We start from the raw sequence: 12,721 nt of genomic DNA, 5'->3' as shown, positions 1-12,721 counted from the left end.
CCTGTCTTCAATAAGGAGGCCTTTATGGGACGCTGGGTGCTGGGTATCGATATCGGGACGACGGGGGTGAAAGGGCTTCTGATCGGTCCGGGAGGGGAGCGGGTCGCGGAAGCGATGGCCGCCCACGATTTGCGCTCGCCGTATCCGGGCTGGGCCGAGGAGGATCCTGTCGAGTGGTGGCAGGGCGTGCAGACGGTTTGTCGCCAGCTGCTCCACAAGCGGGATCCTCGGGAGATCGTTGCAGTGGGCTGCAGCGGGATGGTCCCGGCCCTGGTGCTCCTGGACGAGGCGGGGCAGGTGCTGCGTCCATCCATCCAGCAGAACGACGCCCGGGCGGTGGAGGAGATCGAGCAGCTGCGCCGGGAGCTCGATCAGGAGCGCCTCTTCGCCATCACCGGAGGCTACACCAATCAGCAGCACGTCGGGCCGCGCCTGATGTGGGTCCAGCGCCATGAGCCGGAGGTGTGGCGCCGGACGCGCTGGGTGATGGGATCTTACGATTACATCGTCTACCGGCTGACGGGACAGCGCTCCCTCGAAATCAACTGGGCGGTGGAGTCCGGTCTTTTCAACATCCACCGGCGGGAGTGGGATACGGATCTTCTCCGCGCGAGCGGCCTCCATCCGGAGCTCTTCCCGCCGGTGCGCTTCCCTACGGAGGTGGTGGGAGAAGTAACCCCTGCTGCAGCGGAGGAGACCGGGTTGGCTCCGGGCACCCCTGTGATCGCAGGGAGCGCGGACCACGTGGCCTCCGCCCTGGCGGCGGGCCTGCGGGAGAACGGGGACCTCCTGATCAAATTCGGCGGGGCCGGAGACATCCTGTATTGTCTGGATCGCCTGGAGACCCATCCTCAACTTTACATCGATTACCACGACATCCCCGGGCGCTATCTTCTCAACGGGTGTATGGCGGCCTCGGGCTCTCTGGTCAAGTGGTTCGTCACGGAAGTGCTGGGCTGGGAGGCCTCGGGGGAGAGCTATCGCCGGCTGGATGAGGCCGCCGCCCGTGTGCCGCCGGCTTCGGAGGGGCTGATCGTGTTGCCCTACTTCCTGGGGGAGAAGACGCCCATCTTCGACGCTCAGGCCCGTGGGATCTTCTTCGGACTCACGCTGAGCCACGGCCGGGGCCATATGTTCCGGGCGATCCTGGAGGCGGTGATCTACGGCTTCCAGCATCACGTGGAGGTCCTGACCGCTCGCGGTTACACCATCCGACGGGTGGTGGCCACCGACGGCGGTGTGCGCAGCGGCCTCTGGCGTCAGATCGCCGCCGACGTCCTGGGCTTGCCCATCACCTCCTTCCCGGAGCATCCCGGATCCGCCCTGGGGGTTGCCTTCGTGGCCGGGATGGCCGTGGGCCTCTTCCGCGACTGGGCGGAGATCGAGGCCTTTGCCGGCCAGGCCCTCCGTAACGAGCCCGACCCAAAGGCCCATGCCCGCTATCAGGAGGCCTATCGCCTCTACCGTCAGCTCTACGAGGCCTTAAAGCCGCTCTTCCCCCAGGCGGCCTCACTGGGACAACCGCTCGGAGCGGCCCCTGGGGAGGCTTGAAAAGCACGCTGTGAAATCCCTATCTAAGGAGGCTTGCCATGGGACGCCTGGATGGACAGGTCGCAGTGGTTACGGGAGCCGGGACGGGGATCGGGGCAGCCATCGCCCGGACCCTGGCCCGTGAAGGGGCCTACGTGGCGGTGACGGATATCAATGAGGAGTGGGCCCGCCAGGTGGCGGAGGAGATCCGAAAGGCCGGCGGGGTGGCCGAAGCGTGGCGGCTGGATGTGACGCGCAAGGCCGACAACGTGGCGGTGATGGATGCCGTGGTGGCCAAGTGGGGCCGCCTCGACATCGTCTGCCCCAACGCCGGGGTCTCCACTATGAACTGGGCTAAGGATCTCACCGAGGAGGAGTGGGACTACAACTTCAATGTGAACACGAAGGGCGTGTTCTTGACCTGCCAGGCCGCTATCCCCCATATGATCCGCCAGGGCGGCGGACGGATCATCATCACCGCCTCCATGGCCGGCCATCGGGCCGTCCCCCTGCTGGCCCACTATGCCGCTTCCAAATGGGCGGTGATCGGTTTCGGCCTCAGCCTGGCGGTGGAAGTCGGCAAGTATAATATCAAGGTCAACCTGATCTGCCCGGGCTTTGTGCGCACTTCCATGCAGGAGCGGGAGATCGTCTGGGAGGGAAAGCTGCGGGGGATGGATCCGGAGGCCGTGCGGGCGGAATATGTCAGCAAAACCCCGCTGGGGCGCATCGAGGAACCTCAGGACGTGGCCAATGCGGTGCTGCTCTTGTGCCTGCCGGAGGCCGACTTCATCACCGGGGCCGTGCTGGACGTGACCGGTGGCGCTCACCTGACCTGATCCCGGCATCCCGGTTAACGTCTGCTCTCTGAATGGTCTTGCAGGCTGGGCGGTTGCCAGGGGGGCCGCCCAGCCTGTGTTCCACACACCCGGAGGCTCTGTCCGTTTCCCTTCGAACCGATCGCGAAGAGGTGGAGGGGAGGAGGAATGGAAGGGTATCGAATGTGGCTGGAGCCGGTGGGGATCGCCCTGGGGATCGGGTTGTTGATCGGACTGGAACGGGAATGGGCCCACAAAGACGTGGGGCTGCGGACCTTCGCGCTGGTGGCCCTGGCCGGATGCCTCGGGTGGCTGATCCATCCGGTGGCAGCGTTTCTGTTGCTGGGGGGAGCCATCGCGCTGGTGAGCCTGCTGAACATCCGGAGCCTGCTGGTGGATCGGACGCTGGAGATGACGACGTCGGTGGCGTTGCTGGTGACGCTGTTGCTGGGGATGGTGGTGGCCCAGGGACAGGGATTGGTGGCGGCGGCGACAGCAGTGCTGGTGACGATGCTGCTGGCCTGGAAAGCGGAGCTGGTGCGGTTCACGGTGGGGCTGTCGCTGGAGGAGCTGCGCTCCATCGTGCTGTTCGGGTTGCTGACGGTGGTGATCTATCCGTTGCTGCCCGAGGGGCTGCCGGGGAACTGGGACCCCCTGGGAGTGGTGAACCTGCGGGGCGCGTGGCTGGTGGTGGTGGTCCTCTCCGGGATCGGGCTGGTGAACTATGCCCTGTTGCGGCTGTATGGGGCACGAGGGATCCATTTCACCGGGCTGCTCGGCGGCCTGGTGAACAGCACGGCGGCGGTGGGGGAGCTGGCGCGGCGGTGCGGAGGACAGGGAGGGGGCGCGGAGGCAGTGGCCCTGGAAGGGATGCTGCTGGCGAACGTGGCGATGATGGCCCGAAACGGGTTGATCCTGGCCATCTTCGCCCCGGCGGCGCTGGGGCACGGATGGCTGGCGGTGGGGGGGATGGTCGCGGTGACCGGGTGGCTGGTGTTCCGGGCGATGCGACGGGGCCGCGGGACGGCGGCGCCGGAGATCCGGCTCGCCTTCCCCTTTTCGCTGCGACAAGCCCTGCTGTTCGGAGCCCTGTATCTGGTGCTGCGGGGCGCGGTGGTGCTGGCGGAGCGATGGTTGGGGACGGGCGGCTTCCTGGTGGTGGCCTTCCTGGGCGGGCTGGTGAGCAGCGCCTCGACGACGGCGGCGGTGGCCACGCTGGCCGGGCAGGGAAGGATCGGGATCGAGATGGCCGGGATGGGGGTGGTGCTGGCCTCGATGGCCAGCCTGCTGTTCCACGTCCCCATGGCCTGGCTGGGCGGCCTGCGCGGGCAGGGGCTGCGGACCCTGGCCCGCCTCTCCGCCCTCACCGCCCTCGTCGGCCTCCTCGGCCTGGCCGCCGAGCGCATGCTCCGCTGAGCGCGTCGGATTGAAGGTAGGGGCGACCCGTCGGGTCGCCCCTACCGGCCTACCCGGATGCCGCTCGCGTCGGGGCCTCCGCCTTCCACAGCGCGAAGTGATCCATCGGGCCGTAGGCGCCCCCACCCAGCTTGAAGGCCCGCGAGGCCTGAAGCACGGCGGTGAGATACTCCTTGGCCTGACGGATGGCCTCCAGGGGCGCAAGGCCCTTCGCCAGCCCCGCGGCGATGGCGGAGGCGAAGGTGCACCCCGTCCCATGGGTGTTCACCGTGTCCACCCGCGGGGCGTCCAGCTCGTAGAAATCCCGCCCGTCGAACACAACGTCCACGCTGCGATCATCCCCCTCGAGATGACCGCCTTTCACCACCACCCAGCGCGGCCCCATCCCGTGGATGATCCGCGCCGCCTCCCGCATGTCCTCCCGGCTCCGCAACTCCCGCCCCACCAGGGCCCGCGCCTCGTGGAGGTTGGGCGTGACCACCATGGCCAGCGGGAACAGCCGGCGGATCAACGCCTCCTGGGCTTCCGGGCGCAGGAGGGGATCCCCGCTCTTGGCCCGCATCACCGGATCCACCACCAGGCGCTCCACGCGGTATTCCCGCATCTTCTCCGCCACCACCTCGATGATGGCGGCGTTGGCCAGCATCCCCGTCTTCACCGCGTCGGCTCCGATGTCCCCCAGCACCGAATCGATCTGGGCGGCCACGAAGTCCGGCGGGAGCTCGAAGACGGCCTGAACCCCCCGGGTGTTCTGGGCGGTGAGGGCGGTGAGGACGCTCATGCCATAAACCCCCAGCGCCCCGAAGGTCTTCAGATCCGCCTGGATCCCCGCTCCGCCGCCGGAGTCCGAGCCGGCGATGGTCAGCGCGCGCGGCAAGGGCTTCATCGTCCACCTCCTGAAAGGTGTTCCACGCATGATGGACGCGATGCCTTCTCGAGGCCCAAAGATGGAGATTCGCGATCATCCCTCCAGGCGCCGGGCGGCGAGGGCTTCGTCGACCGCCCGGCGCAGCGCTCGGGCCGCCGCCTCCGGATCCGGGGCCTGGGTGATGGCCGAGATCACGGCCACGCCCGCCGCCCCCGCCTGAATGCACGCCGCGGCGTTCTCCGCGTTCACCCCGCCGATGGCGACTACGGGGAGCCGGGTGGCGCGGACCACCGCCCGCAGCCCCTCCAGGCCGATGAGCCGGGCGCCTTCCTTCGAACCCGTGGGGAAGACCGAGCCCGTCCCCAGGTAATCCGCGCCCGCGGCCTCCGCCGCCTGCGCCTGCTCCGGGGTGCGGGCGGAGACGCCGATGAGGGCACGAGGGCCCAGCAGACGCCGCGCCACCTCCGGCGGAAGATCCTCCTGTCCCACATGCACGCCATCCGCCTCCAGGGCCAGGGCCACATCGGCCCGATCGTTGATCAAAAAGGGGACGTGATGGCGCCGGCAGAGCTCCCGCAGGGCGGCTCCCCAGCGCAGCATCTCCCGCAGCGGCCCGGCCTTCCACCGCAGCTGCACCACCGTGACGCCTCCCCGCAGGGCGGCCTCGGCCACCTCCAGGGGGGAGCGCCCACCGGTGTGCGCGGGATCCAGGACCAGATAAACCCGCAGATCCAGAGACACCGCACCTCCTCTTCCGTGGGGGATCCCGCTTCTCGCGCAAGGCGGGCCGGATCCGGGGAAGCCACCGATAGGAGGGAACGAGCCCGGGTGAGATCAGGGGGAACAGGGACGACGATCCCTCCGCCGGTATGACCCGGATCAGGTTCGATGGGTCGGCGCCGGGGCCGGATGACCTCCGGCAGGGCGCCCTCTCAGCCCGCTTGCCCGCGGACTCCCCACGTCGCCCGGTGGTTTCGTTCCATCGAACCTGACTGTAATCCGCCCGAAAGGATCTGTCAAGCGCCGGCCGATGCGGAAGGCGGAGGCCGCCTTCGCTTCGCTTCCCCCTTGAAGGCAAATCCCCACGCGCCCGGGGTTTCCTCAGCGCAGGACCTCCCGGACGGCCTCGGCGATGCGCGGGGCATCGGGGAGGGCGAGGCGTTCCAGGGTCCGGTTGTAGGGGATGGGGACGTCCTGCCCGGCCACCCGGCGCGGCGCCGCCCGCAGGAGGCCCCAGGCGGCCTCGCTGACCCGGGCGATCACCTCGGCCCCGAAGCCGTGGGTGAGGGGCGCGTCCTCCACCACCACCAGCCGTCGCGTCCGCGCCACTGCGGCCAGGATCGTCCGGAGATCCAGGGGGACGAGCGTGCGCACATCCACGATCTCCGCCTCGATCCCCTCCCGGGCCAGCTCCGCCGCGGCCTCCAGGACGCGGGAGAGGACGGCCCCGATGCTCACCACGGTGACGTCGCGTCCCGGCCGCTTGACCTCGGCCACCCCCAGGGGCACGATCCACTCCCCCTCCGGCACCGGGCCCACCTCGGCGTAGAGGAGCTTGTTCTCGAAGAACACCACGGGGTTGTTGCTGCGGATCGCCGCCTTGAGCAAGCCCTTGGCGTCCGCCGGGGTTCCGGGGGCGACGACGATCAATCCCGGCACGCCGGTGAGCAGTGGTTCCAGGCTTTGGGAGTGCTGGGCGGCCATGCCGATGCCTCCCCCGGCCGGGGTGCGAACCACCAGGGGGAGGGCGTATTGTCCACCGGACATGTATCGGATCTTGGCGGCCTGGTTGACCAGCCCGTCCATGGCGCAGGTGAGGAAATCGGCGAACTCGATCTCGGCCACCGGGCGCATGCCGGCCATGGCCGCCCCGACGGCGGCCCCGATGATGGCGCTCTCGCTGATGGGCGTGTCCAGCACCCGACCGGGGAACTCCTCGCCCAGCCCGGTAGTGACGCCGAAGTAGCCTCCGGTGGTGACGTCTTCCCCGAGCAGGAACACGCGGGGATCCCGGGCCATCTCCTCCGCCAGCGCTTCGCGCAACGCCTCGGCGGTGGAGCGTTCCCGGGTCCTCCCGCTGGGCCGGAGGATCATCGGGCCCTGCCCGTAAAGCCACGCGGGCTCCGGGGCGTAAAGATCCTCCGTAAGGGCCTCGGGAGGGGGTTCCGTCCCGCGTCGGGCCCGCTCCGCCGCCTCCTGAACCCGTTGCCAGGCCTCGGCTTCGATGGCCTGGGCTTCCGATGGGGTCAGCAGCCCTTCCGCCTCCAGGCGCTCCCGCCAGCGGCGGATGGGATCCCGGGCTTTCCAGGCCTCGACCTCCGCGGCCGAGCGATAGACGGCGCCTTCCCCTTCGCTGTGGCCACGCCAGCGGTAGGTGAGGGCCTCGATCAGGGTGGGTCCTTCTCCCTGGCGGGCTCGGGCCACGGCCTCCCGGGTGGCCTCATACACCGCCCAGACATCGTTGCCGTCCACGTGCACCCCGGGGATCCCATAGGCGGCAGCGCGATCCGCGAGGCGGGTCACCCGGGTGTGCCGGGCCAGGGGGGTGAACTCCGCATACTGGTTGTTCTCGATCACCACGATGAGGGGGAGCTGGAAGACGGCGGCGAAGTTCAGGGCCTCGTGGAACATCCCCTGGTTCGTGGCTCCATCCCCGCAGAAGGCGACGACCACCCGGTCCTCGCCGCGCAGCTTCGCGGCCAGGGCGGCGCCGGCGCCGATGACCAGGGAGGCGCCGACGATGCCGTTGGCGCCCAGGGCGCCGATCCCCGCGTCGGTGACGTGCATGGAGCCGCCCTTCCCCTTGCACAGCCCCTCGGCCTTGCCGAAGATCTCCGCCATCATCCCATCCAGGTCAGCGCCCTTGGCGAGCATATGACCGTGGCCGCGATGGGTGGTGGTCATCCAGTCCGTCGGCCGGAGGGCGAAGGCCACGCCCACGGCGACGGCTTCCTGGCCGGTGGAGAGGTGGATGGTTTCCGCGGGGATGGCCCCGCGGGCGAACTCCGCGGCCAGGGTCTCCTCGAAGGCGCGGATGAGCAACATGCGCCGGAGCATCTCCCGACGGAGGGCGATGGGGTCCTCCGGCAGGGGGTGGGGGCGGGGAGGCGGCGGCATCGGCTCCACGGCTTCCGCGTCGACCAGAGGGATGGACCAGAGCAACGGTGGGGGAAGGGCGACCTCCGGACGGGCGCGCCATGGAAGGGACAGCCGAAGGCGTGGGAAGCGCCTTCGAGGGGTCGGGGAGGGCTCTTCCAGCAGGTGGGTCATCCCGAGTTCTCGCAGCACCTGGGGGTAGACCTGGAAGGCGGGTCGCAGGGCGGGGAGGAGGCGGAGGGCCTTGGGGATGTTGCCCCGGGCGATGATCTGGCGGGTGGCGATGGCCTGGGGGACGTTCAGCTGGCCCATCCAGAAGCGGTGGGCGGTGTCGGCGGACTGGATCATCTCCACGTCGGCGGGGAGATCGCTGGGGCCGAAGGTCCATTGGGGGGGATCCTGGCGCAGGTCGATGGTGACCTCGCCGGTGGGGTCGTGGAAGCGGAAGCGGACGATCATGGGGCTGGCGGTGAGGGCCTGACGGATTTCGGGGATGGCGCGCAGGCGGTGGAAGAGGGCGTCGAGGAGGGTGTAAAGTTCTTCCGCCGAGCGGAAGCGGCCCATGGGTTTCCTCCGGAAGAGGATGGTCGAGGTTGTATTGTAGGGGATGCGGAGATAGAGTGGAAGAGCGCGGTCGACGCCGTGATTTCGCATAGACATATGCCCGGAAGGGCGGAGTGAGGGGGGAGAGATGGATGGGGAAGGGGTGGTGAGGCGGTTGCGGGAGCGGTTGCGGCCGGATCAGGTGGAGACGGATGCGGTGGGGCGGCTGGTGTATGGGTATGATGCGACGTGGGCCGAGGGGATGCCGGACCTGGTGGTTCACGCGGAATCGACGGCCGACGTCGCCCATGTCCTTCGCATAGCCAACGAGCTACGAATCCCCGTAGTTCCCCGGGGTGGGGGAACGGGGCTGGCTGGCGGAGCGGTGCCGCAAGGGGGCATCTGCCTCAACCTCGCCCGGATGAACCGCATCCTGGCTCTCGACCCCGCCGACGGCCTTGCCGTCGTCCAGCCCGGGGTGATCACGCGAGCCCTCCAGCAGGCCGCCGAAGCCCACGGCCTGTTTTACCCCCCGGATCCTGCCTCCCTGGAGATGTGCACCATCGGCGGCAACGTGGCCACCAACGCCGGGGGGCCCCGCTGCCTGAAATACGGCGTCACGCGGGATTACGTCCTGGGCCTGGAGGTGGTCCTCCCGGGCGGGGAAGTGCTCCGCCTGGGCGGACGGGTGATGAAAGATGTCTCCGGCTACGATCTCAAGCAGCTCTTCATCGGCTCCGAGGGCACGCTGGGTGTGATCACCGAGATCACCCTGCGCCTCCTCCCCAGGCCGCCCGCCCGCGGAGCCCTGGCCATCGCCTTCGAACGCCTCGAAGCCGCATGCGAGGCCACCGTCGCACTCCTCTCCAGCGGGATCCTTCCCCTGATGGTGGAATTCATGGACCAGATCACCATGCGGGCCGTGGAATCCTTCCGCCCCTCAGGGCTCCCCACCCACGCAGAAGCCCTCCTGCTGCTCGCTGCGGACGGAGAGCCCGCCGCCGTGGAGGCCGACCTCCAGCGAATGAGCTCCCTGATGCGCGACCACGGCGGACAGGTGCTCCGCGCCGCCTTCGACGCCGGAAACACCCTCCACACGGAAGCGCTCTGGGAGATCCGCCGCAATGTATCGCCCGCCCTGGCCCGACTGGCCCCCCACAAGCTCAGCGAGGACATCACCGTTCCCCGCAGCCGGATCCCCGCCATGGCCCGCCGCATCCGGGAGATCTCCCGGGAGACCGGGATCCCCATCGCCCTCTACGGCCACATCGGCGACGGCAACCTTCATCCCACGCTCCTGTGCGATCGGCGCAACCCGGATGAGATGGCCCGCGTCGCCCAGGCAGCCGCCGCGATCTTCGAGGCCGCCCTCGCCCTGGGCGGCGTGCTCTCCGGCGAGCACGGGATCGGCATGCTCAAACTGGATTTCGTCCCCCGCGCCTTTCCCCCCGCTATCCTCGAGAAATTCTAGGCCCTCAAAGCCCTGTTCGACCCCCACGGCATCATGAACCCGGGCAAGAAATTGCCCATGCCCCGAAACTGGACCTGATCCCGCCCTCCGGGTGCATAATTTCCTAACAGGAGGGGCGGAAGAACCTTCCGCCTCCTTACCGACCTGCCCATCGGAGGAACCATGACCGCGCTGCAAATCGGAGATCCTGCGCCGCTGATCTTCGGAACCACCCTAAACGGCGAGCCCTACCTGGAGGACCCCCAGGGGGTTCGCCACATCCTGCTTCTCGCCTTCTTCAAAGAATCGTGCGCCGCCTCCCGACGGATCCTGCCCGCTCTGGAACGCCTCCACCAGGCATACCGCACCAATCACTGGCGGCTGCTGGGGATCGGACAGGATCCGCCTGAAACCCTTCAGGAGATGGCGCGGAAATTCCAGATCTCCTTTCCCCTCATCGCAGACCGGGATTTCCAGACCTCCCGGTCCTACCGGCTCACCCACGTGCCGACCCTCTTCCTGATCTCGCCCGGCGGTCGGATCCAGCGGATCCTGATCGGCTTCCATCGGGAGGAGCTGGAAGACCTCTCCCGCGCCCTGGCGCGCTCGCTGAGCCAGGAGCCCCAACCCATCACCCGGGCGGAGGATCCACCCCTCCAGCCCGCCTGAGTCTCCGCCCACCTGGAGCCTCGGTGAGGCTCCCCATCCCATCGGAGATACCTGCCCGCGATGAAAGCCTCAACGCTGGAAACGCGAATCCAAATGTTCCAGGAACAGCTCCGGGCACTGATGGAGGCCCCGCCAGGCAGCGCGGTGGTGTTCGAGATCCCCGGCCGCCCGCTGGCCTATGTGCAGCTCGAGCGAACGCCCGAAGGCCTCCGTGGGGAAGTCTGCAGCGGGGACTGGGGGCCCCGACGGCGGGCCCGTCCACTCCCCCGGGCCGCCCAGGAGCGATTGCGCGGGATGGGCTGGACCCTTCCGCCCCGCCTGCGCGAGCAAAACCCCTTCAAACACTTCAGCCCGGGCAACCCGGAGGCCATCGCCCAGGAGATCGAGCGCATCTTCCGGGAGATCTATCAGTGCCCGCCGGATTACACGGTGCGCACCGAGGGCGTGCTTTACGCCAAACCGTAAGCCGGGATTCACTTCGGAGGAGGGACCCCTATGCGCATCCTGGTGGTGATGGCGCATCCCGATGATCCCGAATTCGCCGCCGGCGGGACCATCGCCCGCTGGACCCAGGAAGGACACGAGGTGATCTACTGTCTGGCCACCCGGGGCGACAAAGGCAGTCAGGATCCCACGATGACCCCGGAGCGCCTGGCCGCCATCCGGGAGGCCGAGCAACGACAGGCCGCCGCCCTCCTCGGCGTGCGCGAGGTCCTCTTCCTGGACTACATGGACGGCATGCTGGAGCCGAACCTCTCCCTGCGCCGCGACATCGTGCGGGTGATCCGCCGCTACCGGCCGGAGATCGTGGTGACCATGGACCCGGAGACCCTCATCCGGGGGGATCGCTACATCAACCACAACGATCACCGGGCCATCGGGCTGGCCACCCTGGACGCCATCTTCCCCGCGGCCGGGAACCCGATGTATTTCCCGGAGCTGCTCCGAGAAGGCCTGGAGCCCCACCGGGTGCGAGAGGTGTATCTCTCCACCACCGAACGCGCCAACCACTGGGTGGACATCACGGACGTCTTCGATCGGAAGCTCGCCGCCCTGCGCTGCCACGCCAGCCAGATCCCGGATCCCGCCGCGCTGGAGCGGCGCCTGCGGGAACGGCTGCGCCGCGAGGTGGACGGCAAAGAGATCCTGGCCGAAGGATTCCGCCGCATCGTGCTGGAAGGGTAGGGGGATCCCATGGACATCCGATGCGCTCGCTGTCACCGCACCGCTTCGTATGATCCATCCGTCTGGCGCTGCCCGTGCGGAGGTCCATGGGAGCCCATCCGCCCGCTCCCCTTCGACCACCGGGCCATCCAGCCTCATCGGCCCGGGATCTGGCGCTACGCGGACCTGTGGCCCTCCGCACTACGCCCCCTCAGCCTGGGGGAAGGGTGGACCCCGTTGATCCCGCTGCACCGGGTGGATCCCCGACTGTGGGCCAAGCTGGATTACCTGATGCCTACCGGATCGTATAAGGATCGGGGGACCGCCACCGGCCTGAGCGCTCTGCTCACGCGAGGCGTGGACGAAGTGATGGATGATTCCTCCGGCAACGCCGGGGCCTCCCTGGCTGCCTACGCCGCCCGGGCCGGGATCCGGGCCACCCTCTTCGTCCCGGCCCACGCCGCGCCGGCCAAGAAGGCCCAGATGCAACGCATGGGCGCCCGATTGGTGGAAGTCCCCGGCCCCCGGGCCCAGGCCACCGCCGCGTTGATGGAAACGCTGAAGGAAGGCGGCATCTACGCCAGCCACGTTTACAACCCCTTCATCCTCCTGGGATTGGCCGCGGCGGCGTGGGAGATCTGGGAACAGCTCGGGCGCAGCCCCGACGCGGTGATCGCTCCCCTCGGGCACGGGATGCTCTTCCTGGGGCTCTTCCTCGGGTTCGAGGCCCTCCAGGCCGCCGGCTACATCGAGCGCCTCCCCCGGCTCTACGGCGTCCAGGCCGAGGCCTGCGCTCCGCTGGCCCGCGCCTTCGCCGCCGGAGCCGAAGATCCGGTCCCCGTGGTGGAAGGAGAAACCATCGCGGAAGGCGTGCGGATCGCCTCGCCGCCTCGAGGCCGGGAGATCCTGCAAGCCGCTCGGATCACCGGAGGAGCCATCCTGACGGTGACGGAGGAAGAGATCCGAGCCGCCCAGGCCGCGCTGGCGGGCCAGGGGTTGTTCGTGGAACCCACCGGCGCCCTCAGCATGGCCGCATGGCCCCGCGCCGTCCAGGACACCGATCGAGCCGTGGTCCTGATGCTGACCGGAAGCGGCCTGAAAACGCAACAGTAGAGAGATAGGGCTGCGACGCCCTTCATTGCGACGCCCCGTCCCGCATCGCATCGC

General features: G+C 68.9%; 10 protein-coding genes, 1 pseudogene and 1 riboswitch. Of the genes and pseudogenes, 8 read left to right on the top strand and 3 right to left on the bottom strand.

Translation table 11 applies throughout. The features are described 5' to 3' along the window. Positions 1 to 24 precede the first annotated feature (24 nt). From KNN16_RS05010 to KNN16_RS05000, 3 genes are all read left to right on the top strand, one after another. Positions 25 to 1,551, top strand: coding sequence for an FGGY-family carbohydrate kinase (locus KNN16_RS05010; RefSeq protein ID WP_303899505.1), 1,527 nt, complete (start codon positions 25 to 27; stop codon positions 1,549 to 1,551). A 38-nt stretch (positions 1,552 to 1,589) separates the two neighbouring features. Next, entirely contained in the window at positions 1,590 to 2,369 is a 780-nt protein-coding gene (locus tag KNN16_RS05005) for an SDR family NAD(P)-dependent oxidoreductase (protein WP_299285321.1), read from the top strand. 147 nt (positions 2,370 to 2,516) lie between these two features. Next, positions 2,517 to 3,764: an MgtC/SapB family protein gene (locus KNN16_RS05000; RefSeq protein WP_303899502.1), complete on the top strand. Its 1,248-nt coding sequence runs from the start codon at positions 2,517 to 2,519 to the stop codon at positions 3,762 to 3,764. Between the two features lie 49 nt (positions 3,765 to 3,813). Here KNN16_RS05000 and thiD read toward each other — a convergent pair whose 3' ends face one another. From thiD to KNN16_RS04985, 3 genes are all read right to left on the bottom strand, one after another. Then, entirely contained in the window at positions 3,814 to 4,650 is an 837-nt protein-coding gene (thiD, locus tag KNN16_RS04995; RefSeq protein ID WP_299285327.1) for a bifunctional hydroxymethylpyrimidine kinase/phosphomethylpyrimidine kinase, read from the bottom strand. 75 nt (positions 4,651 to 4,725) lie between these two features. After that, entirely contained in the window at positions 4,726 to 5,367 is a 642-nt protein-coding gene (gene thiE / locus KNN16_RS04990; protein WP_369685883.1) for a thiamine phosphate synthase, read from the bottom strand. A 103-nt stretch (positions 5,368 to 5,470) separates the two neighbouring features. Beyond that, positions 5,471 to 5,601, bottom strand: a riboswitch (TPP riboswitch). A 132-nt stretch (positions 5,602 to 5,733) separates the two neighbouring features. After that, positions 5,734 to 8,292 carry a pyruvate dehydrogenase complex E1 component subunit beta gene (locus KNN16_RS04985; protein ID WP_303899496.1) on the bottom strand — a complete coding sequence of 853 codons (2,559 nt, stop codon included), beginning with the start codon at positions 8,290 to 8,292 and terminating at the stop codon, positions 5,734 to 5,736. Between the two features lie 127 nt (positions 8,293 to 8,419). Here KNN16_RS04985 and KNN16_RS04980 point away from each other — a divergent pair. The 5 genes and pseudogenes from KNN16_RS04980 to KNN16_RS04960 all read left to right on the top strand — a co-directional run bounded on the left by KNN16_RS04980 (position 8,420) and on the right by KNN16_RS04960 (position 12,667). Further along, positions 8,420 to 9,820, top strand: a pseudogene (locus tag KNN16_RS04980) (FAD-binding oxidoreductase). A gap of 84 nt (positions 9,821 to 9,904) precedes the next feature. Further along, entirely contained in the window at positions 9,905 to 10,390 is a 486-nt protein-coding gene (locus KNN16_RS04975; protein WP_303899494.1) for a peroxiredoxin, read from the top strand. A 93-nt stretch (positions 10,391 to 10,483) separates the two neighbouring features. Next, positions 10,484 to 10,855 (top strand): hypothetical protein, encoded by a 372-nt coding sequence (locus KNN16_RS04970; RefSeq protein ID WP_299285342.1) that lies wholly within the window; start codon positions 10,484 to 10,486, stop codon positions 10,853 to 10,855. 30 nt (positions 10,856 to 10,885) lie between these two features. After that, entirely contained in the window at positions 10,886 to 11,575 is a 690-nt protein-coding gene (locus tag KNN16_RS04965) for a PIG-L deacetylase family protein (protein ID WP_303899490.1), read from the top strand. 9 nt (positions 11,576 to 11,584) lie between these two features. After that, a complete protein-coding gene (locus KNN16_RS04960; protein WP_303899487.1) occupies positions 11,585 to 12,667 on the top strand; it encodes a pyridoxal-phosphate dependent enzyme in 1,083 nt (360 codons plus the stop codon). Positions 12,668 to 12,721 lie beyond the last annotated feature (54 nt).

Source organism: Thermoflexus hugenholtzii (assembly GCF_018771565.1).
In the GTDB taxonomy this organism is placed as follows: Bacteria; Chloroflexota; Anaerolineae; order Thermoflexales; family Thermoflexaceae; genus Thermoflexus; species Thermoflexus hugenholtzii_A.
The sequence above is the reverse complement of the archived record's forward strand: the minus strand, read 5'-3'. Positions and strand labels throughout refer to the sequence as shown.